Raw genomic sequence first — 19,644 nt, forward strand, 5'->3', positions numbered from 1 at the left:
CCGAATGGCCCTCATGCGCGCCAATCCACTGCGCTAGGCCGCAGGTTTCCCCAGGATCAGCCGGTCATGTTCCTGCAGCGCAAATCGGTCCGTCATGCCCGCAATGTAATCCGACACCAGACGCGCAAGAACGGTCTGGCTGTCCGCAGCGCGGATCTCGGCGTGCCAGCGCTCCGGCATCTGATAAGGGTTGGCCAGAAAGTAGGGAAACAACGCTTCGACCACCTGCGCCACCTCGGCGCGTTTCTTCATGACCTTCGGCGCCCGGTACATGCGCTGGAACAGGAACGCACGGATCTCCTTCAGATCCCTCCACAACCCGTCGGAAAAGGCCACTACCGGCGTGCCCAGCGCGCGTACATCTTCGACGCTTTGCACCCCGGCCTCCTGCAACAGGCCGCGGGAGGTCGCGATTACATCTTCGACCATCACGCCAAAGACGCGCCGCAGCGCCTCGTGTCGGCGCCGGTTCAGCTCAAGCCCAGGATAGCGCAGGTCCACCTCGCGATAGGCCGATCCGACGATGGGCAGATCGGCGATTTCCGCATCGCTGAACAGCTCTGCCCGCAACCCGTCGTGCAAATCGTGATTGTTATAGGCGATATCATCGGCCAGTGCCGCCACCTGCGCTTCGGCGCTGGCGTGGGTGCTGAGCTCCAGATCCATGGTGTCGTTGAATTCGGCCAGCGCCCAGGGCAGCGCGCCTGTCACCGGGCCATTATGCTTTGCGATGGCCTCCAGCGTTTCCCAGGTAAGGTTCAGCCCGTCGAAATTGGCATAGTGGCGTTCAAGGCTGGTGACGATGCGGATCGCCTGCGCGTTATGATCAAAGCCGCCATAGGGTGCCATCAACGCATGCAGCGCATCCTCGCCCGTATGGCCAAAGGGCGTGTGCCCCAGATCATGCGCCAGCGCGACCGCCTCGGTCAGTTCCTGATTGAGCCCCAGCGCCCCGGCAATCGTCCGCGCCACCTGCCCGACCTCGATCGAATGGGTCAGCCGGGTGCGGTAGTTGTCACCTTCGTGTTCGACAAAGACCTGCGTCTTGTGCTTGAGCCTGCGAAAGGCGCTGGCGTGGATGATGCGGTCACGGTCCCGTTGAAAGGGAGAGCGGAAGTAGCTTTCTTCCTCGGCGACCAACCGGCCACGGCTCCGATTTGGCATCGTCGCAAAAGGCGCATTCATTTCTGATCTTTATCCTTCGCAAATCTTGTCGCCCGCCCAGGACTTTCTATATATGGGTTAGCACGCGGCACCACATATTTGGGAGAAAATATATGCAATTGCCCCCAAAAGTCACAGAACGCGCCTTTGCGCGCCTCGCCGAGATCGGCGCCGCCGGTCAGGGCCAGGCCCTGCGGGTTGCCGTCGAAGGGGGCGGTTGTTCCGGTTTCCAGTATGAGATCGGCCTCGACACCCCGACGCCCGAGGATCTGGTGCTCGAAGGCGGTGGTGAAAAGGTGGTGGTGGATGCGGTCTCGCTGCCGTTTCTGGAAAACGCGGTCATCGATTTCACCGAAGAGTTGATCGGTGCGCGTTTCACCATCGAGAACCCGAATGCCACTTCCAGCTGCGGCTGCGGCACCTCCTTCTCGATGTAAATCTCCTCATCTGGGCATCGCCACGCTCGCGTCGGTGCCCCGATCGTTAAAGACTATTCCCACGCGTCGGAAAGATCTGGCAGGCGACGGCCGGATTACGGGTCCGTGCGCATTGCAACACCTGCGCGGTGCCGGACCTGCCGCCGCGCATTGATCATCGACTTGCTCCAGACATTGCCACCCGGGGTTAGCTGATCCCAGACAAGATAGATCCCCGAGGCAGCAATCACCGCAGCCCCCATCCAGGTGCCCTGCTCCGGCAGCTCGCCAAACCCAAGCGCGCCGATCAATACCATCCAGACGAATTGCAGATTCATCAGCGGCGTCACCGCATAGGATGGCAACCGTCTCAGCGCCGCCACCAGCAGCCAACGCGCCCCGAACAGCAGACCGGCATAGCTCAGCGCCCAGACGACATCCACCATTGGCATTGGCAGCCAGACAAAGGGCAGCACCGGCAGCATGACAAGGCTGAGCGCCAGATTGGGATAGAACACCTGCGCCAGCACGTTCTGCTCATGCCGCCCGATATAGCGTGACAGGGTGATCGACAGCGTCCCCAGCACAGAGGCCCCCAGCGCCACCGCGTGGCCCGCTGTCAGGCTGGAAAGACCGCCCGGAAAGACGCAGATCACCCCACCGAAACCCGCCGCCAGTGCCAGCCAGGCGCCGGGACGCACCGGCTCGCGCAGGATCGGCGCCGACATCAGCCCGGCCAGAAGCGGCATCAGCCCGATAAAGATGAACACCTCGGCAAAAGGCAGCAGACGGAAGGCATAGAAGAAACACAAGGCCGCCGCCACCGTGGCCGCGGACCGCAGCCCCATGGCCAAGCGGCAGTCCGTGCGCAGCCCGTCCGGTAGCGACCGGGCGCCGCTACGCATGAGTGTGGTCGCGGCGCAAAGCCCCGCCACAACCGCCCCGGACAGAGCATAAAGCTGCGCCGGGGCATAGCCGCCCGCCAACAGCTTGGTAATGCCATCGGCCGAAGCGATGAACCCGGTATAAAGAACAGCGAACACCGCGCCGGTCAGGGCAAAGGGCAATCCCATCACGCCCGCCCCGCATGGCCGCTGCGCAGGAAGCCTTCGAAGAACTGCCCGAAGCAGGCGCAGCTGTTTTCGGCTTGCGCCAGTACGTTTCGCTGCGCCGGATCCAACCCTGACGCCAGCCTGTCCCGTGCCAACGCCCAGTCCCCTCCGCGCGCCACGTCTGCCTCATAAAGAGCCATGGACAGGCTGCGCAGAACCCCGGCGCCCGCTGGCGCCTTCAGGTGCGTCGCGCCTTGCGGCAGCCGGTGGTCAAAGGCCTTCCCGCCACTCAGGCCGCGCAGCCAGTTGCAGACAAAATAGCAGTGATAGTCATCGCCGCCGCCGGTAAAGCCCTGCGGTATTGCGGCGAAACCATCGGTTTGCACGGCCAGCCAGTCCTGCCAGATCACGGGCACCTCCCCCCCGGCATAGCGCAGCGCGATGCAGACCTCGGCCAGCAGATCCGCATCCTGATCGAGAAAGGACACCACTCCGGCGTACTCCAGACTGCGCAGCGCTGCCCGGCTCAGCCCCGGATCCCTGCGACCGTATTCGGACAGGTAGAACACGATATGGGTGAGCTCATATCCCGCCTTTTTGTTCGGCAGCGCAAAGGTCTGCGAGGTTTCGATGAAATCATGCAGACGCTGATCCAGTCCCGGCTGGTCCAGCGTGATCCCCCGGCGCGCCAGCAGCCGCCGTGCCTCGGCCCGCTGCAGGTCGGACAGTTCGGCGCCCACCAGATCGCTGCCCTCAACCCAGGCGGCCATCTCTTCGCCCTTGCCGCCAGTAAACCCCAGATCCTCCAGATCCAGACAGATGGACAGAATGAAGCGGTAGTACTGCCGAAAGAAACTCAGCCGCCGCTCTGCTGTGTCGTAAAACGCCTCGAAAGGTGCAAGTGCCACGACCGGCACCTCTGCCCCCGTGCATTCGAGAATATTCAGCAACTCGGCGTTTTCCTTCAGCCAGAACACATTCTCCCGGCTGCGCCGTTGCCGCGCAAAGGTATCGCTCAGCACAGCCACATTGCCCCCCGGGGGCCGGATACGATCTGTCGGAAAGGCAAGAACCTGTGCCATGGAGGCGAGCTCCTTTTGTGCGCTGTGCAGTGGGTGGTGGGCGGCGGAAGGATCAGTATTGCGGGCACCCCCGGATCGGATCGGCGGTGCCCCCGCTTTTAGATGATCAGGTCATGATCATCGCCCCTGTTTATGGTGCGGTTTTTATAGGGGCACCTGCCTCAGCTGCCCGAGGAAAACAGGCCGGTGACATCCCCCTGATCGGTGCGCGCCCGGGCCTGCGGCGCCGAGCCAGAGGAAAAAAGACCGGTCAGCGCGCCGCTGGACTGGCTGCCATCCGCAACCGGTGCAGAGCCCGAGCTGAACAGAGAAACCGCCTCACCGCCAAAACTATCCGCCGCACACGGCGCGGAACCGGAGCTGAACATCTCCGCACCGCCGCCTGTCATCAGGTCCGCAGAGGGCGCCGATCCGGACGAAAACATCTCGACAGCTTCGCCGCCAAACAGGCTGGCAGCAGCAGCCTCAACGGATGAAGTAGCGGCAGATTGAACGTCATTTTTCTTGAGCAAAGCAGTCATGGAAACCTCCGAGTGTTGGGCATTATCGCCACCAAAACGCTGGCACGGAGTTGGCAATTCCAAAACCGGAATCTGCAATTTCAGGTTGCTTTTTCCGCGACAATCACTTTAACTTTGAATTGCAAATTACCGTTTAATTACAAGTATTTAAAACCATACACACCTTATGCTAATCCTTATCCACAAAGGCAGTCTTGCAAGGCCAAAAACAACAACCCTAGGTGGATGCATGCAAAGTCGCAAAACGAGCCTTTCACCCGTTAGCGCCAGCCCGCATAAGTGATTCGCCCCTCCGTGGCCAGCCCTTGCTCTGGCCCCTTGTTTGGGCGATAGATCGGCAACCCCAAATGCCCCGCCCGCACCCCTGCGGTCGCCGGGCGCGCCTGGAGATCCGACATGAAAATCGCCACGTTCAACATCAACGGCATCAAAGCCCGCGCCAATGCCCTGCCCGACTGGCTCGATGAAGCACAGCCGGATGTTGTTCTGCTGCAGGAAATCAAATCGGTCGACGAGGCTTTCCCGCGCGAGATTTTCGAAGAACGTGGTTACAACGTCGAAACCCATGGTCAGAAAAGCTTCAACGGAGTGGCGATCCTTTCAAAACTGCCGCTCGAAGATGTCAGCCGCGGCTTGCCCGGCGATGACAGTGACGAGCAGGCACGCTGGATCGAGGCCACCGTGGTCGGAAAACAGGCGATCCGCATCTGTGGGCTTTACCTGCCCAACGGCAACCCGGTGGAGCTGACCGACGATGGCAGCCCGGTGCCCGGCGGCAAATATGCCTATAAACTCGCGTGGATGGAGCGGCTGCAAGCGCGCGCCAAGGCCTTCCTGGCCGATGAGATGCCCGCACTGATGGCCGGGGATTACAACATCATCCCCCAGCCCGAGGATGCCAAACGCCCCGAGGCCTGGGCCGAGGATGCCCTGCACCGCCCCGAAAGCCGCGCGGCCTTCCAGCGGATCGTCAACCTCGGCTTTACCGAAGCCTTCCGCGCCCGCCATCAGGGGCCGGGCCATTATTCCTTCTGGGATTATCAGGCCGGGGCCTGGAACCGTAACGACGGGATCCGCATCGACCATTTCCTGCTGACCCCCCAGGCGGCGGATCTGCTGACGGATTGCCAGATCGACAAGGACGTGCGCGGGCGGGAAAAACCGTCGGATCACGTGCCCGTCTGGGTCGAACTCGACATCTGATGCCGCAGCTCCGCGCCTCCGCCCAGCCGGATCAGTCCGGCTGCGGCGCTCTCACATCGTGGCGGTAGATCCAGTCGAACTGCCCCACCATCATCTGCGGCGCCAGCCGTCCAGCCAGTTTCAGCACCTGATGCGCAGGCCAGTTGAGCGGCGGGCGCAGGTGGTATTTCCAGGCATTGCCATTGGCGGCGGCCACCACTTTTTCCGCACGAGCTCGGCGACGGTTCTGATAGAGCGCTAGCCCGGCCTGCATGTCCGGCGCCTCTTCCAGCGCGGCACACAGCGTCCAGGCATCCTCAAGCGCCAGATTGGCCCCCTGCGCCATGAAGGGCAGCGTCGGATGCGCCGCATCGCCCAGCAGCGCCATGGACTCGCCATACCAATGCTCTGCCACCGGGTGCCGAAACAGCCCCCAGAGCGCCACATCCTCGACCGCGTCCAGGAGATCCTTTGCATCGCCGCCAAACCCGGCAAAGGCGCGGCGCAGATTGTCCGGGTCGTCCTTGAGGTTCCAGCCTTCCTCGGCCCAGCCGCGCCGCTCCTGCGCAGCGACAAGGTTGACGATGGAGCCGTCCCGCAGCGGATAGGCCACCAGATGGCGGCCCGGCCCCATGAAGACCTGCGCCTCAGCCGTCAGGCCGATATGGTTCGGCACGATGGCGCGCCAGGCGACCTGCCCGGTGAAGAACGGCTGCCGCGGGGCGTTGAGTGCCGCGCGCACCCGCGAATGTAGCCCGTCTGCGCCGATCACCAGATCACCGCCACAGCCCGCCCCATTGGCCAGATGCACCATCGGCTCCGGACCGGGCTCGACCCGTTCGACCTTTTGCAACAGGCGCACCTTCACGCCCTCTTGCCGAGCGGCATCCGCCAGAAGGCCGATCAGATCCGACCGGTGCACAAAATAGTATCGCAGATCCGCCGCGTATTGCTCCAGATCGAGGCGCAGAACCTCATCCCCTTTGGCATGGCTGCGCAGCACCACAGCGCGGGCCCGCGGGGCACTCCAGGCCAGATCCTCGGCTAGGTCAAGCGCCTGCAGCACCGCCAGACCGTTCGGGGTGATCTGCAACCCGGCGCCCACTTCGGAAATCGCCTCGGCCTGCTCCAGAACCGTGACCCGCGCACCCTTGCGGCGCAGGGCGACCGCCGCCGCAAGACCGCCAATACCAGCGCCCACAATGGTGATTTTCTTATCCGTCAGTTCCATGGGTCGCCTACGCAGATTCTCCGGTCCGGTTTCCCTTAAACGAAAAACGCCGGAGCCACAGGCCCCGACGTCAATGTTTCTGCCTTCGCCGAGAGACGATCAGTCGTCGCGGTGAACTTTTTCGCGGCGCTCGTGGCGTTCCTGCGCTTCCAGGCTCATGGTGGCGATGGGGCGGGCGTCCAGGCGTTTCAGCGAGATCGGTTCGCCGGTTACTTCGCAATAACCGTATTCGCCTTCATCAATGCGCCGGATGGCCGCGTCGATCTTTGCGACCAGTTTGCGCTGGCGGTCGCGGGTGCGCAGTTCAAGAGCACGGTCCGTCTCTTCGCTTGCGCGGTCTGCAACGTCGGGAATGTTTCGGGTGTTGTCCTGCAATCCTTCGATAGTGTCGCGGCTCTCTGCAAGCAGCTCGTGCTTCCAGTTCAGCAGCTTACGACGAAAATATTCAGATTGCCTTTCGTTCATGAAAGGCTCGTCTTCGGCCGGACGATAGTCTTCCGGCAGAAACATTTCTTGCTTCATCTCGGCTCCTTCGGTCTGGCCCATAATGCTGGTCTCTTCAAATCGTTCCAAACATTGCGGCTCCCCATGCCGCAGCGTTTATCCCCTGCCGCGCAGATTGTCACTACACAATAGTAAACCAGCCGGGTTAAAAGCGACCAAACCGCATCATTGCAGCCCGGAAACGGGCACAGAGTAACCAGAGGACGCAGGACAGACATGCAATTTCAGGGCACCAAGGATTACGTTGCAACAGATGACCTGAAAGTGGCGGTCAACGCCGCCGTGACGCTGGAGCGGCCGCTGCTGGTCAAGGGCGAGCCGGGAACCGGCAAGACCGAGCTGGCCAAACAGGTGGCGGACGCTCTGGGTCTGCGGATGATCGAGTGGAACGTGAAATCCACCACCCGCGCGCAACAAGGCCTTTACGAATACGATGCCGTAAGCCGCCTTCGCGACAGCCAGTTGGGCGATGAACGCGTGCATGACGTCAAGAACTACATCAAGAAGGGCAAGCTTTGGGAGGCCTTCGAGGCCGACGAAAAGGTGGTGCTGCTGATCGACGAGATCGACAAGGCCGACATCGAATTCCCCAACGACCTCTTGCAGGAACTCGATAAGATGGAGTTCCACGTCTACGAGACCGGCGAGACGATCCGCGCCAAGCAGCGGCCGATCATGATCATCACCTCGAACAATGAAAAAGAACTGCCGGACGCCTTCCTGCGCCGTTGTTTCTTCCATTACATCCGCTTCCCCGATGCCGAGACGATGAAAAAGATCGTCGAAGTGCACCACCCTGGTATCAAGGAAAGCCTGCTGACCACGGCGCTGACCCAGTTCTACGAAATCCGCGACACCGCGGGTCTGAAGAAGAAGCCGTCGACCTCCGAAGTCATCGACTGGCTGAAGCTGCTGCTGGCCGAGGATCTGACCCCCGAGGATCTCGCGCGGGATGGTGCCGATGCGCTGCCTAAGCTGCATGGGGCGCTCTTGAAGAATGAACAGGACGTGCATCTGTTCGAACGGCTGGCCTTCATGGCACGCGGGCGCCGAGGCTGACGCTAACCAGGGCACCACTCTTGACCTCACCGCTGCCGCCCATTTCGGCGGTAGCGGCGGTCGTTCCTGCGTTTTGATGCTGCGTTTACTTATTTTCGCGATAGCTTATCCTTGCCGGGGCGTAGCCGACTGATGGCACCGCAGCATCCCGCCAGCCCGTTTTTCCGGAGACCGCCGTTTTTGTTCAGAAGAACGCATCGTGACACTGCCCGGGCGCCCCGGGTCCTGCTTGCCCTCGCCTGCGCTGCGCTTGTGGGCTGCACCGGCACCTTTGACGGCAGCCAGCCCGGCCGCGCCGCCATCGCCGACAGCACATTGCCCCCGGCCAAGGCATTCGCCGCCGCGCACCCGCAGCCACCACAACGGGCAAACCGCGATATCGCGCGGGATTTCCTGGATCTGCATTTCAATCTCGAAGGCGGCGGCACCCTGCCCGTCTTTACCCGGTTTGACGGCCCCATCACGCTGCGGGTAACAGGCGCCCCGCCCCTCGGTTTCGAGCACGAGCTGACCCGCCTTCTGGCACGCTTGCGCAATGAGGCCGGGATCGACATCACCCGGGTGAATGGTGACAGCGCCCGGATCACAATCGAAACCGTCTCTCGCAAGGCGATCCGCAAGGCTCTGCCCAAGGCGGCCTGTTTCGTGGTACCCAACGTCACATCGCTGAAGGATTTCCGCCGCAAGCGGCGCAGCCCGGACACCGACTGGACCCGGATGCGCCAGCGGGACAATCTGGCGCTGTTCCTGCCCAGCGACGTCAGCCCGCAAGAGCTGCGCGACTGCCTGCACGAAGAGCTGGCGCAGGCGCTTGGCCCGCTGAACGATCTGTACCGGCTGTCGGATTCCGTCTTTAACGATGACAATGTGCACACCGTTCTGACCGGTTTTGACATGCTGATCCTGCGCGCCACCTATACGCCGGAATTGCGGACAGGCATGACCCGTGCCGAGGTCGCCGCCCGCCTGCCGGGGATCCTGGCAAGGCTCAACCCACGCGGCCAGGGCATCCCGCCCCGCCCGCTGCCCGCAACGCCGCGCCGCTGGATCGCCGCCATCGAAACCGCGCTTGGCCCCGACACTCGCCTGTCAGAGCGTAGGCTGGCGGCCCGCACCGCCGTGGAAATCGGCCGCGCCAGCGGCTGGCGGGACCATAGGCAGGCGCAGGGGCTTTATGTTCTGGGCCGCCTGATACAGGCCGATGCCCCAGACAGCGCCCAGGCCCTGTTTGCCTCCGCAATGGAAATCCTGCGCGGTCAGCCCGGCACGGAGCTGCACCAGGCCCGCATCCGCCCACGCATGGCGGCCTACGCCATCGCCCGAGGCCAGCCCGATGCGGCCCTGACGCTGCTGGAACCGGTTCCCGAGATCGCAGCCCGCTATGAAAACGCCGCGCTGCTGTCCACGGCCTTGATGATGCAGGCCGAAGCGCTAGACCTTGCGGGGCAATTCGACGCCGCCTCCGCGGTCAGGCTGGACAGCCTTGGATGGGCACGCTACGGGTTCGGCCCGGATTGGGCCGTCCGGGCCAAGCTGCGGGAGGTCGCAAATCTGCGCCCGCACTAAGACCGGCCGGGGATCCATGGAACATATGACACAGGCGGACTGACAAGATGATCGTAATCGCTGCATTGCTGCTGGGGGCGCTGACAGGTGCACTGACGGCCCGGAAACGTAACGGCAATCTCGCCGACATGCTGCAATATGGCGCTGTCTATGCCATTGCCTTTGGTATTGTCGGGATGCTCGCCACCCTGATCATTCACCGGATGGCGGTGTAACTGCCCAGAAAGGTCCCAGATGTTTCAACCCTTTTTCGAAAACCTGCGCCAGGCCTCGGTCCCCGTTTCGCTGCGGGAGTACCTGACCTTTCTGGAAGGCATGAAAAAGGGGCTGGTGACCTACGATCTTGACGCCTTTTACTACTTGGCGCGCGCCGCCATGGTGAAGGACGAGCGCAATATCGACAAGTTCGACCGCGCCTTTGCCGCCACATTCGAAGGGCTGGAGGCACTGCCCGCCTCAGCCGTGCTGGACGCCGTGGACATCCCCGAAGACTGGCTGCGCAAGATGGCGGAAAAGCATCTTTCGCCAGAAGAACAGGCTGAGATCGAGGCGCTTGGCGGTTTTGACAAGCTGATGGAAACCCTGAAAGAGCGCCTGAAAGAACAGGAAGGGCGCCATCAGGGCGGCAACAAATGGGTCGGCACCGCCGGCACCTCGCCCTTTGGCGCCTATGGCTATAATCCCGAAGGGGTGCGCATCGGCCAGAAGGAAAGCCGCCACCGCCGCGCGGTGAAGGTCTGGGACAAGCGCGAGTTCAAGAACCTTGATGGCGACGTGGAGCTTGGCACCCGCAACATCAAGGTCGCCCTGAAGCGCCTGCGCCGCTGGGTCCGCGAAGGGGCGCAAGAAGAGCTAGATCTCGACAATACCATCCGCGCCACCGCCGAGCATGGCTATCTGGACGTGAAAACCCGGCCCGAGCGGCACAACGCCGTGAAGGTGCTGCTGTTCCTTGACGTGGGCGGTTCGATGGATCCGCATATCAAGGTGGTGGAAGAGCTGTTCTCGGCCGCGCGGTCTGAGTTCAAGCACCTGGAATACTTCTACTTTCACAACTGTCTTTACGAAGGCGTCTGGCGCGACAACCGCCGCCGCTGGGATGCACAAACGCCGACGCACGAGGTGCTGCGCACCTATGGGCCGGACTACAAATGCATCTTCGTCGGCGATGCCTCGATGTCGCCCTATGAAATCGCCTATCCGGGCGGCGCCAATGAGCATTGGAACCAGGAGGCTGGACAGGTGTGGTTGCAACGCGCGCGCGAACACTGGAAATCCAATCTCTGGATCAACCCGGTGCCAGAGAAATACTGGGACCATACCCATTCCATCGGCATGATCCGCGAGATTTTCGAGGACAGCATGGTGCCGATGACTCTGCACGGGCTGGAAAAAGGCATGCGCGAGTTGACCCGGTAAGCTCCGGCTCGCAGGCTGCACTTCACACCAACTTAAATAAATTCCTGCGTATTTTGATTTCGGACGCGGGAAACCGTTAATCAATCGTCAAACACGCGCGATTAGCGTCGATGCCCAGTTCTGCATCCCTATCGAGTACAGCCATTTAATGACCACTGGCACAAACTTTGACGGCACCGCCGGGCCGGAGCTTCGTCTTGGAGAAGTCCTTGGCGCACTCAGCCACGCGCTGGATATGACCGAAGGCCAGCCCAAGGGCCATTGCATCCGCTGCGCCTGGATCGGCATGCAGGTGGCCGAGGCGCTGGACCTGCCGCCGCAAATGCGCACCGATCTGTATTTCACCCTGCTGATGAAAGACACCGGTTGCAGTTCTAACGCGGCCCGGATCAACGAACTCTACATGATGGATGATCTGGCCTTCAAACGGACCTTCAAACGCGTCAAAGGCTGCCGCGAAGGCATGCCCTTCGTGCTGCGCAGCACAGCCCGGGGGGCGCCGCCGCTGACGCGGCTGAAGACTTTGCGCCATGTAATCGGACACCGGGACGAAATCGGGCAAGAGCTGGTCCGCAATCGCTGCGGCCGCGGGGCGGAAATCGCCCGCCGCATGCGGTTTTCCGAAGAGGTGGCCGAGGCGATCGCCTCACTTGATGAACATTGGGACGGCGGTGGGCGGCCTCTGGGCCTGCAGGGCGATCAGATCCCGCTCCTTTCGCGCATCGCCCTGATGGCGCAGGTGACGGATGTTTTTACCCTGGATTTCGGCGCCGAAGCTGCCGCGCGGGAGATGGAAAACCGCGCGGGCGTCTGGTTCGACCCCGATCTGGTCCGCGTCTTCACCAGCCTGATCCGTGACCCCGGTTTCGCCCATGACCTGCTGTCACCGGAACTGGAGCAACAGGTGTTCTCCTGCGCCCATGCCCTGCACACGGCAGAGGTGAACGAGGACTACCTTGATGAGATCAGTCATGCCTTTTCGCTGGTGATCGACGCTAAAAGTCCCTTTACCCACGGCCATTCCCAACGTGTCGCCCGCTATACCCGCATGATCTGTGAACAGCTGGGGCTGGCGACCTGCCACACCCGGTGGATGACCCGCGCCGCGCTGCTGCATGATATTGGCAAGCTGGGCATTTCGAACACCATTCTGGACAAGCCGGGCAAGCTGACGATGGACGAGATGGATATCGTCCGCAAGCATCCGGTCTGGGGCTATGACGTGCTGAGCCGGGTTGGCGCCTTCCGGCGGATGGCCGAAGTGATCGTGGCCCACCACGAACGCCCCGATGGCAAGGGCTATCCCTATGGGCTTCAGGGAGAGGCGCTGACGCGGGACATGCGGATCATGGCCGTTGCCGACGTCTTTGACGCGCTGACCGCCGACCGCCCCTATCGCGATGCGATGCCGCTGGAGGAAGCCTACAAGATCATGGACAAGATGTCCGGCACCGGCATCGATCCGGATTGCTATGCCGCGCTACAGGATGCGATCACGGCCAGCGGCTGGCCTGCGACGTCCCTGCAGGGCGAGTGCGAATGGGATAGCCTCGCGCAGTTTTCCACGAAAAGCGGCCAACAATCCGCTTGAGCGCGGGGCTTGCCCGCCCCATATCTACCTCATGCTGCGTCTCACTCCCATTCTGCTGGCCGTGCTCTATGGCCTCGTCTCCTACCGGATTTCGGTCTGGCGGACCCACCGCGAACTTGACGCCCGTTCAACCCGTCTGGCAGACCCGAAACTGAAACGGCTGACCGACCAGATGGCGGCGGCGCTGGAGGTCGCGGATATCCCCGTCTTCATCTACGAGGTCGACCCGGTGAACGGTCTTGCAGCTCCCGATGGACGTATCTTCATCACCCGCGGGTTCTACGCCAAGTATCAGGCGGGAGATGTCAGCGATGCAGAGCTCGCCTCGGTCATCGCGCATGAACTGGGGCATGTGGCGCTGGGGCATTCAAAAAAACGCATCATCGACTTTTCCGGCCAGAACGCCCTCAGGACCGCGCTGATGATGATCCTCGGGCGTTATATCCCTTTTGTCGGCCCCTGGATTGCCGGACTTCTGGCAAATCTTCTGGCAGCGCGGCTGTCGCGTGGCGATGAATACGAGGCGGATGAATATGCAGCCGCCCTGCTGATGAAGGCAGGCATCGGTGTCGAACCGCAGAAAAGCCTGTTCCGCAAGCTTGAGGAGTTGACCCAGTCGCGCGCGGGCATGGCGCCGGCCTGGCTGATGAGCCACCCCAAGACCGAACAGCGCATCGCCGCCATCGAAAGGCTGGAGGCGGACTGGGCCAAGGTCTGACGGAAGGTCATACCCCGTTTGCGTAGCTCTGCCCCGCTGCACGCCTTGCGCCCGGCCGGCAGAGGCGCCACATCTTGAGCAAACACCCGATCACAAGGCCGTTCTCATGCTCTATTCCCTGCTCGATCTTGCCCCGGTTCCGGAAGGCTCCGCCATTCCGCAGGCGCTGAAGAACAGCACCGAACTGGCGCAAAAGGCCGAAAGCCTTGGCTATCGCCGCTACTGGCTGGCCGAGCACCACAACATGCCCGGCATAGCCAGCGCCGCAACCGCTGTTCTGATCGGCCATATCGCCAGCCAGACCAGCACCATGCGTATCGGCGCGGGCGGAATCATGCTGCCGAACCATGCGCCCTATATGGTGGCGGAGGCCTTCGGTACTCTGGCCTCCCTCTATGGTGACCGGATTGACCTGGGGCTGGGCCGGGCGCCCGGCACCGACATGCAGACCGCTCGCGCCCTGCGCCGCGGCATGGGCGCCGCGGCCAGCGGCGACAGTTTTCCGCAGGATGTAATTGACCTCATCGGTTTCATGGCGCCGGAGGACCCGCAGGCGCCGGTGCGCGCCTTCCCGGGCCAAGGCACCAATGTGCCGGTCTGGATCCTAGGCTCCAGCCTTTATGGCGCGCAGCTCGCCGCGCATCTGGGCCTGCCCTATGCCTTTGCCTCGCATTTCGCGCCGCAGGCGCTGGAAGAGGCGCTGGAGGTCTACCGGCGCTCTTTCCAGCCTTCGGTCTTCCTGGACAAGCCGCACGCGATGATGGCGATCAACGTCTTTGCCGCCGACAGTGACGCCGAAGGCATCCGGCTGCGCTCCACCATGCAGCAGGCCTTTGCCCGACTGCGGCTGGGTCGTCCGGGCAAGCTGCCCGCCCCGGTGGATGACATCAACGCGCACCTGGAGCCGCATGTGCTGGCAGGTGTGAACGAGGCACTGCGCATCACCGCCGTGGGTTGCCCAGAGAGTGTGCGCAGCCAGCTATCGGAGATCATTGGACGGTATCAGCCCGATGAGGTGATCCTAACCGGGCAGATCCACGATCATCAGGCCCGGATGCACTCGTTCGAGATCGCGGCAGAAATCCTGAACGAGATCTAGCTTCAGCCCGCCAGCGCCTTGGCAAGCCGTGGCAGGCGTGCCTTTTTCAGCAAGGGGCGCATCTGCCAGCCGCCGCCGGACAGGCGGTTGGCCTCATCCAGAACGGCCTCGCCGACCGTTTGCATCCCGGCCTGTTCCTTGAGCCACAGATCATAAAGCAGCTCATCTGGGCCGATGCGTTTCAACCCTTCCTCGGACAGGGTGTGGCGCGGAAAATCCTTGGCGTTCATGGTGACGATGCCATCGGCATGCCCCGCAATGGCGGCGGCCAGCACGTGCACATCCGCCGCATCCGGCAGCCACAGCCGCGCCTCCACTCCCGGTGCGGGCGCCACAAGTGCACCGGGCCAGTTCGCCTGTAACAGCGCAACTTCGGACGCGGCCTGCGCCGCCCCTTCGGGGCCGAGTTTCAGCGCCGCGCGGCGCCATTCCTCCAGGATACGCTCGGACCAGAGCGGCGCAAAAAGCCCCAGCCGGGCCGCGCCCAGCAGCATCTCCCGCATCACCGTGGGATAAAGAACGCAAGTATCAAGGAGCAGTTTCACGCGCGATCAGTCCAGCCGGAAGAACACGGCCTTGAGGTAACCGCTTTCGGCCAGCTGTGGCATCTGCGGATGGTCCGGCCCGGCGTATCCGGTGTGAATGAGCTGCCCGCGCCGCCCGGCCTTGCCGATCCCGCGCGCCGAGGCGTTGCGGAAGCGGGTCAGATCCGCCGCGTGTGAACAGGAACACAGCCCCAGATAGCCACCCGGTGCCACCAGCGGCGCCGCCAGTTTGGCCACCCGCTCATAGGCACGCAGACCGGCCTCCAGCGCGTTCTTGGACGGTGCGAAGGCAGGCGGATCGCAGATCACCACGTCAAATTGCGCGCCTTCGCTGCCCAGCGCCGCCAGCACGTCAAAGGCATCGCCCTGCCGCGCGACAAAACGATCCTGCCAGCCCGACGCAGCCGCGCCCTGCCCCGCCAGATCAAGTGCCGCGGCAGACCCATCAACACAGGTCGCCGAACCAGCACCTGCCGCCAGCATGGCAAGGCCAAAACCGCCGACATGGGAAAACACATCCAGCACCTTCGCCCCCGGTGCCACCAGCCGGGCAGCAAAGGCGTGGTTTTCGCGCTGATCGAAAAACAGGCCGGTTTTCTGCCCACCAGTCAGATCCGCCATATAGGTGGCACCATTCATCTGAACCGGCACCGGAGCGTCTGGCGTCTCGCCCTGCAGGGTGGCATTGACATCGTCCAGCCCCTCCAGCCCCCGGGTGCGCCCTGAGGCATTCTTCAGGATCACCTTCGTACCGGTGACGGTGGCCAGTGCGGCGGTCAGCGCCTCAAGATGCGCTTCGGCCCAGGCCGCATTGGGCTGTACCACGCAAGCGTCGCCAAACCGATCAATGACGATACCCGGCAGTCCGTCTGCCTCGGCGTGGACCAGTCGATAGAAGGGCGCATCGTATAGCTGTGTCCGCATTTCCTGCGCCCGCGACAGGCGCGCCTCGAACCAGGCCTGATCAATCTGTGCCTCAGGGTTGCGGTCCAGCATCCGGCCGATGATCTTGCTGTCAGGATTGACCGAAATCAGCCCCAGCGGCCGCATCGCCTCATCCTCAAGCACTGCCAAGGTGCCCGGCGCCAGTTTCCGGGTGCGCCGGTCGGTGACCAGTTCATTGGCATAGACCCAGGGAAACCCATGCCGGATCGCACGGGCATTGGCCTTGGGCTTCAGTTTTACGCGGGGGCGCTGCGGCGCGGAGGCTGTGTCTGTCATGCCCCCTCATAGCTGCAAGGCAGATAGAGGGGAAGAGGCCGCAGCGCGCCAGTCGGTAATAGCGCGCGGTGCCGAAAGCCTAGCGATCCCGACTGCGCCAGCCGCCGCGCCGACGCGGCTTCACGACCTCGGCCAGCCCCTCACGCAGAACGATGACCATCGGGTGGTCCGGCTGTCCGTCCTCATATTTGGCAAGCAGGCGCTGCATCGCATCGCGGTTATCAATCCCTCCGGGCAGGCTCAGCGCCCAGTCCAGAAAGATACTGCGGCACTGCGACATGTCGATCCCGTCGATCCGGAAGGATTCCCGGATCAGCCCCTTGGGGTCCATCTGGTCCTGCTCACTCATCTGCGCCATTTGCACCTTCCCGATCAAGCGCCCCGTCGATCATCGCACGACAGGCCGCATAGCTGTCTTCCAAGTCCCGCTCCAAACCCTGCAGCGTTTCAAATCCGGTGCTGCGGCACAAGAACTGCGCGCCGCCCTCACCGATTGCTGCGGTATCCAGCGCCTTGGCCGACAGCAGCCGCGCCGCCGTCTGCACTGACCAGAATAGGCGATAGGCCTGCGCCAGTCTGGTACCTTCTGCGGCATCCAGCCAGCCACATGCGACGGCGCCGTCCAGACCAGTCGCCACATCCCGCGCCCCAGAACCAGAGAGCAGCGCGCCAGCCTGCGCGACGAGTTCGATATCCATCATCCTGCCCGGCCCGGTCTTGGCATCCCAGACCCCCGCCGGGGCCTTGGCCGCCGCGATACGGGCGCGCATGTTGGCCACCTCGGTAAGGATCTGCAGCCGCTCACGCGGGCCGCTCAGCACCGCGCTACGCAGGTCTTCGATATCGGCGATCAGATCCGCAGGCCCGGCGATGCTGCGCGCCCGCGTCAGCGCCAGATGCTCCCAGACCCAGGCTTCGTTCTGCTGGTAGTTGGTGAAACTGGCGAGACTGGTCGCCACCGGCCCCTGATTGCCCGAGGGACGCAGGCGCATGTCGACCTCATAAAGACGCCCCTGCGCCATCGGTGCGGTCAGCGCGGTGATCAGTGCCTGCGTCAGCCGGGCAAAATAGGGGCGCGTCGCCAGCGGTCGCTTGCCTTCGGATCCTTCATCCGATTGCGGATCGTAGATCACGATCACATCAAGGTCGGACTGCGCATTGATACGCCCGGCCCCAAGCGAGCCCATCGCCACCACTGCCGCGCCGCGCCCGGGCGCGGCGCCGTGTTTTTCGGCAAACTGCGCCTCGACGCAGGGCACCAATGCGGCGATCACCACCTCGGCCAATTCGGCGTATTGCACGCCCGCGGCCTCGGCATCGATCAGACCGCGCAGATGATGCACCCCGATGCGGAAATGCCATTCCTTGCACCAGCGCCGGGTGGTGTCGAGCTGGGTTTCGTAATCGCCTTCGGCGGCCAAAAGCGCCTCCAGATCCTGCTGCAGCTTGGCGCCGCCCGGCCAGGGGTCGAAGAAGGAGCCGCCGATCACCGCGTCGAACACGCCCGCGTTGCGCGACAGGAAGGCCGCCAGCTCGCCAGAGGTGCCGACGATATCCACCAGCAAATCCAGCAGCTGCGGATTGGCCTCGAACAGGGAAAACAGCTGCACCCCGGCGGGCAGACCAGCGAGGAAGCCATCCAGCGCCAAAAGCGCCTCAGCCGGTTTTGCGGTACGCGCCAGACGCGCCAGAAGATCCGGTTTCAACCGATCAAAGATCTGCGCGCCCCGGGCCGAGCGCAGCGCCGGATAGGTGGGCCAGCGGGCAATCACTGCCTCATCCAACCCCTCGGGCAGCGCAGGCGCCGCCGCCGGTTTTGCATCCGGGGCGAAAAAGCCTTCGGTCAAGGTATGCACCTCGGTCAGCCGGTCGCGGATTTCCGACTGAAGCTCAGCCGGATCGCGCCCCATCAGGCAGGCGACGCGGGCGATGCCATCCTCGGATTGCGGCATCCGGTGGGTCTGGGCGTCATGCACCATCTGGATGCGGTGCTCCACCTCGCGGTGGAACCGGTAGTGATCGGTAAGAGTTGCAGCGACATCGGCGGGGATCCAGTCCCGCGCCGCCAGCGCCGCCAGCCCTTCGACCGTGCCACGCAGGCGCAGGCTTTCATCGCGTCCGCCCGCGATCAGTTGCCGGGTCTGGGTGAAGAACTCGATCTCGCGGATACCGCCACGTCCCAGTTTCATGTCATGGCCCGGCACGGTGATCACACCGCCGGTGCCCTTGTTTTCCCGGATCCTGAGCCGCATGTCGTGGGCGTCCTGGATAGCCGCGAAATCCAGATGGCGGCGCCAGATAAAGGGCCGCAATGCCGCAAGGAACCGCTCGCCTGCGGCAATGTCCCCGGCGCAGGCGCGCGCCTTGATATAGGCGGCACGTTCCCAGGTGCGCCCGAGGCTCTCATAATACCGCTCCGCCGCCTCCATCGCCATGGCGACCGGCGTCACTGAGGGATCCGGGCGCAGGCGCAGATCGGTACGGAAGACGTAACCATCGCCGGTCTTGTCACTGAGCAGCGCGCACATATTGCGAGTAGCCCGCACCATGCCCTGACGCGCCTCATAGAAATCATCCGGGTCGAACCGGGTTTCATCAAAGAGGCAGATCATATCGATGTCAGAGCTGTAGTTCAGCTCATGCGCGCCCATCTTGCCCATCGCGAGGATGGTCAACCCGCCTGCAGTTTCCACATCTGCCTCAGTCATTCCCGGCAGTTTCTTGCGGCGGATCAGCGCGGCGATTTCCGACTTGATCGCCACATCGGCGCAAAGCGCACCGAAATCGGTCAGCGCGCCAGTCACCCGTTCCAGCGGCCAGACACCGCCCAGATCGCAAAGCGCCGTCAGCAGGGCCACACGCCGCTTGGCCTGACGCAGCCCCGGTTTCAGCTGATCGGGCGCCATGGCGCGGCAGTCGGCAAACACGGCCTCCAGCGCCGTCTCGGGATCTGCCAGGGCTTCGGGCAGCCAGGCTGCCTCCCGCGTGATCAGACCTTTCAGATAGGGGCTGGAGCCGCCGGTCCCGGCCAGAAGCTCAGCCACTTCGGCCGAAGCCGACGGCACCAGAGCACGGGTTTCTGCACCCAGTTCGGAATCAAAGGGGCGCGGCAGGCGGGTGATGTCAAAGGCAGCATTCATATCGGGACTCTGTGCTGCCGTGAAACCGGCGTCAATGCGCCTTTTGGCGGCGCCTGCCCACCCTCTCCCCGGCCCGCTGCACCAGGTCATAAGGGCGCGGTAATCTGGTGCCAACGACCAGGCGGAGCAGCAAA

The 19,644-nt window shown here is 63.3% G+C and carries 19 protein-coding genes; 9 read left to right on the top strand and 10 right to left on the bottom strand.

Features of this window, described 5'->3' with window-relative positions:
- Nucleotides 1-33: 33 nt before the first annotated feature.
- Complete coding sequence (locus AC5SSZ_RS09270) at nucleotides 34-1,185, bottom strand: deoxyguanosinetriphosphate triphosphohydrolase (protein WP_495438004.1); 1,152 nt, start codon at nucleotides 1,183-1,185, stop codon at nucleotides 34-36.
- A gap of 92 nt (nucleotides 1,186-1,277) precedes the next feature.
- On the opposite strand from AC5SSZ_RS09270, the gene AC5SSZ_RS09275 reads away from it, so the two are divergent.
- Nucleotides 1,278-1,601 carry a HesB/IscA family protein gene (locus AC5SSZ_RS09275; protein WP_065273234.1) on the top strand — a complete coding sequence of 108 codons (324 nt, stop codon included), beginning with the start codon at nucleotides 1,278-1,280 and terminating at the stop codon, nucleotides 1,599-1,601.
- 95 nt (nucleotides 1,602-1,696) lie between these two features.
- Here the strand turns inward: AC5SSZ_RS09275 and AC5SSZ_RS09280 are convergent, their stop codons facing one another.
- The 3 genes from AC5SSZ_RS09280 to AC5SSZ_RS09290 all read right to left on the bottom strand — a co-directional run bounded on the left by AC5SSZ_RS09280 (nucleotide 1,697) and on the right by AC5SSZ_RS09290 (nucleotide 4,235).
- Nucleotides 1,697-2,653 carry a DMT family transporter gene (locus AC5SSZ_RS09280; RefSeq protein ID WP_495438007.1) on the bottom strand — a complete coding sequence of 319 codons (957 nt, stop codon included), beginning with the start codon at nucleotides 2,651-2,653 and terminating at the stop codon, nucleotides 1,697-1,699.
- A complete protein-coding gene (locus AC5SSZ_RS09285) occupies nucleotides 2,653-3,714 on the bottom strand; it encodes a DUF6902 family protein (protein WP_495438008.1) in 1,062 nt (353 codons plus the stop codon). The genes AC5SSZ_RS09280 and AC5SSZ_RS09285 overlap by 1 nt, the downstream gene beginning before the upstream one ends.
- Before the next feature lie 161 nt (nucleotides 3,715-3,875).
- Nucleotides 3,876-4,235 carry a DUF6749 family protein gene (locus AC5SSZ_RS09290; protein WP_274828526.1) on the bottom strand — a complete coding sequence of 120 codons (360 nt, stop codon included), beginning with the start codon at nucleotides 4,233-4,235 and terminating at the stop codon, nucleotides 3,876-3,878.
- A 396-nt stretch (nucleotides 4,236-4,631) separates the two neighbouring features.
- On the opposite strand from AC5SSZ_RS09290, the gene xth reads away from it, so the two are divergent.
- Complete coding sequence (gene xth / locus AC5SSZ_RS09295) at nucleotides 4,632-5,438, top strand: exodeoxyribonuclease III (protein ID WP_274833678.1); 807 nt, start codon at nucleotides 4,632-4,634, stop codon at nucleotides 5,436-5,438.
- Nucleotides 5,439-5,469: 31 nt separating this feature from the next.
- Here xth and AC5SSZ_RS09300 read toward each other — a convergent pair whose 3' ends face one another.
- Both AC5SSZ_RS09300 and dksA read right to left on the bottom strand, forming a co-directional pair.
- Nucleotides 5,470-6,648, bottom strand: a complete 1,179-nt coding sequence (locus AC5SSZ_RS09300; RefSeq protein ID WP_495438010.1) for an FAD-dependent monooxygenase — start codon at nucleotides 6,646-6,648, stop codon at nucleotides 5,470-5,472.
- A 99-nt stretch (nucleotides 6,649-6,747) separates the two neighbouring features.
- Nucleotides 6,748-7,170 carry an RNA polymerase-binding protein DksA gene (gene dksA / locus AC5SSZ_RS09305; protein WP_065273809.1) on the bottom strand — a complete coding sequence of 141 codons (423 nt, stop codon included), beginning with the start codon at nucleotides 7,168-7,170 and terminating at the stop codon, nucleotides 6,748-6,750.
- A gap of 198 nt (nucleotides 7,171-7,368) precedes the next feature.
- On the opposite strand from dksA, the gene AC5SSZ_RS09310 reads away from it, so the two are divergent.
- The 7 genes from AC5SSZ_RS09310 (at nucleotide 7,369) to AC5SSZ_RS09340 (ending at nucleotide 14,604) form a co-directional block, all read left to right on the top strand.
- Complete coding sequence (locus AC5SSZ_RS09310) at nucleotides 7,369-8,211, top strand: AAA family ATPase (protein WP_065273228.1); 843 nt, start codon at nucleotides 7,369-7,371, stop codon at nucleotides 8,209-8,211.
- Between the two features lie 180 nt (nucleotides 8,212-8,391).
- Nucleotides 8,392-9,777 carry a DUF2927 domain-containing protein gene (locus tag AC5SSZ_RS09315; protein ID WP_495438015.1) on the top strand — a complete coding sequence of 462 codons (1,386 nt, stop codon included), beginning with the start codon at nucleotides 8,392-8,394 and terminating at the stop codon, nucleotides 9,775-9,777.
- Nucleotides 9,778-9,824: 47 nt separating this feature from the next.
- The gene (locus AC5SSZ_RS09320; protein WP_165832664.1) at nucleotides 9,825-9,992 is read left to right on the top strand and encodes a hypothetical protein; all 168 of its coding nucleotides are present in this window, start codon (nucleotides 9,825-9,827) and stop codon (nucleotides 9,990-9,992) included.
- 19 nt (nucleotides 9,993-10,011) lie between these two features.
- Complete coding sequence (locus tag AC5SSZ_RS09325) at nucleotides 10,012-11,196, top strand: vWA domain-containing protein (RefSeq protein ID WP_065273226.1); 1,185 nt, start codon at nucleotides 10,012-10,014, stop codon at nucleotides 11,194-11,196.
- A 148-nt stretch (nucleotides 11,197-11,344) separates the two neighbouring features.
- Nucleotides 11,345-12,787, top strand: coding sequence for an HD-GYP domain-containing protein (locus AC5SSZ_RS09330; protein WP_495438021.1), 1,443 nt, complete (start codon nucleotides 11,345-11,347; stop codon nucleotides 12,785-12,787).
- A 31-nt stretch (nucleotides 12,788-12,818) separates the two neighbouring features.
- Nucleotides 12,819-13,505, top strand: a complete 687-nt coding sequence (locus AC5SSZ_RS09335) for a M48 family metallopeptidase (protein WP_274868817.1) — start codon at nucleotides 12,819-12,821, stop codon at nucleotides 13,503-13,505.
- A 106-nt stretch (nucleotides 13,506-13,611) separates the two neighbouring features.
- The gene (locus AC5SSZ_RS09340) at nucleotides 13,612-14,604 is read left to right on the top strand and encodes an LLM class flavin-dependent oxidoreductase (RefSeq protein ID WP_495438023.1); all 993 of its coding nucleotides are present in this window, start codon (nucleotides 13,612-13,614) and stop codon (nucleotides 14,602-14,604) included.
- Between the two features lie 2 nt (nucleotides 14,605-14,606).
- Here AC5SSZ_RS09340 and AC5SSZ_RS09345 read toward each other — a convergent pair whose 3' ends face one another.
- The 4 genes from AC5SSZ_RS09345 to glnE all read right to left on the bottom strand — a co-directional run bounded on the left by AC5SSZ_RS09345 (nucleotide 14,607) and on the right by glnE (nucleotide 19,510).
- On the bottom strand, nucleotides 14,607-15,149 hold the full coding sequence (locus AC5SSZ_RS09345) for an RSP_2648 family PIN domain-containing protein (RefSeq protein ID WP_495438025.1): 543 nt from the start codon (nucleotides 15,147-15,149) through the stop codon (nucleotides 14,607-14,609).
- Between the two features lie 6 nt (nucleotides 15,150-15,155).
- Nucleotides 15,156-16,370 carry an RSP_2647 family RNA methyltransferase gene (locus AC5SSZ_RS09350; RefSeq protein ID WP_495438027.1) on the bottom strand — a complete coding sequence of 405 codons (1,215 nt, stop codon included), beginning with the start codon at nucleotides 16,368-16,370 and terminating at the stop codon, nucleotides 15,156-15,158.
- A gap of 79 nt (nucleotides 16,371-16,449) precedes the next feature.
- A complete protein-coding gene (locus AC5SSZ_RS09355) occupies nucleotides 16,450-16,719 on the bottom strand; it encodes a hypothetical protein (protein WP_065273808.1) in 270 nt (89 codons plus the stop codon).
- Entirely contained in the window at nucleotides 16,712-19,510 is a 2,799-nt protein-coding gene (glnE, locus tag AC5SSZ_RS09360; RefSeq protein WP_495438029.1) for a bifunctional [glutamate--ammonia ligase]-adenylyl-L-tyrosine phosphorylase/[glutamate--ammonia-ligase] adenylyltransferase, read from the bottom strand. The genes AC5SSZ_RS09355 and glnE overlap by 8 nt, the downstream gene beginning before the upstream one ends.
- Nucleotides 19,511-19,644: the final 134 nt, after the last annotated feature.

It is taken from the genome of Phaeobacter sp. CC-HEC084, from assembly GCF_059429255.1.

What these genes read in the sequence shown, in the direction of transcription:
- AC5SSZ_RS09270 (WP_495438004.1), bottom strand. Translation starts at nt 1,185, where the DNA reads ATGAATGCGCCTTTTGCGACGATGCCAAATCGGAGCCGTGGCCGGTTG.
- AC5SSZ_RS09275 (WP_065273234.1), top strand. Translation starts at nt 1,278, where the DNA reads ATGCAATTGCCCCCAAAAGTCACAGAACGCGCCTTTGCGCGCCTCGCC.
- AC5SSZ_RS09280 (WP_495438007.1), bottom strand. Translation starts at nt 2,653, where the DNA reads ATGGGATTGCCCTTTGCCCTGACCGGCGCGGTGTTCGCTGTTCTTTAT.
- AC5SSZ_RS09285 (WP_495438008.1), bottom strand. Translation starts at nt 3,714, where the DNA reads ATGGCACAGGTTCTTGCCTTTCCGACAGATCGTATCCGGCCCCCGGGG.
- AC5SSZ_RS09290 (WP_274828526.1), bottom strand. Translation starts at nt 4,235, where the DNA reads ATGACTGCTTTGCTCAAGAAAAATGACGTTCAATCTGCCGCTACTTCA.
- xth (WP_274833678.1), top strand. Translation starts at nt 4,632, where the DNA reads ATGAAAATCGCCACGTTCAACATCAACGGCATCAAAGCCCGCGCCAAT.
- AC5SSZ_RS09300 (WP_495438010.1), bottom strand. Translation starts at nt 6,648, where the DNA reads ATGGAACTGACGGATAAGAAAATCACCATTGTGGGCGCTGGTATTGGC.
- dksA (WP_065273809.1), bottom strand. Translation starts at nt 7,170, where the DNA reads ATGAAGCAAGAAATGTTTCTGCCGGAAGACTATCGTCCGGCCGAAGAC.
- AC5SSZ_RS09310 (WP_065273228.1), top strand. Translation starts at nt 7,369, where the DNA reads ATGCAATTTCAGGGCACCAAGGATTACGTTGCAACAGATGACCTGAAA.
- AC5SSZ_RS09320 (WP_165832664.1), top strand. Translation starts at nt 9,825, where the DNA reads ATGATCGTAATCGCTGCATTGCTGCTGGGGGCGCTGACAGGTGCACTG.
- AC5SSZ_RS09325 (WP_065273226.1), top strand. Translation starts at nt 10,012, where the DNA reads ATGTTTCAACCCTTTTTCGAAAACCTGCGCCAGGCCTCGGTCCCCGTT.
- AC5SSZ_RS09330 (WP_495438021.1), top strand. Translation starts at nt 11,345, where the DNA reads ATGACCACTGGCACAAACTTTGACGGCACCGCCGGGCCGGAGCTTCGT.
- AC5SSZ_RS09335 (WP_274868817.1), top strand. Translation starts at nt 12,819, where the DNA reads ATGCTGCGTCTCACTCCCATTCTGCTGGCCGTGCTCTATGGCCTCGTC.
- AC5SSZ_RS09340 (WP_495438023.1), top strand. Translation starts at nt 13,612, where the DNA reads ATGCTCTATTCCCTGCTCGATCTTGCCCCGGTTCCGGAAGGCTCCGCC.
- AC5SSZ_RS09350 (WP_495438027.1), bottom strand. Translation starts at nt 16,370, where the DNA reads ATGACAGACACAGCCTCCGCGCCGCAGCGCCCCCGCGTAAAACTGAAG.
- AC5SSZ_RS09355 (WP_065273808.1), bottom strand. Translation starts at nt 16,719, where the DNA reads ATGAGTGAGCAGGACCAGATGGACCCCAAGGGGCTGATCCGGGAATCC.
- glnE (WP_495438029.1), bottom strand. Translation starts at nt 19,510, where the DNA reads ATGAATGCTGCCTTTGACATCACCCGCCTGCCGCGCCCCTTTGATTCC.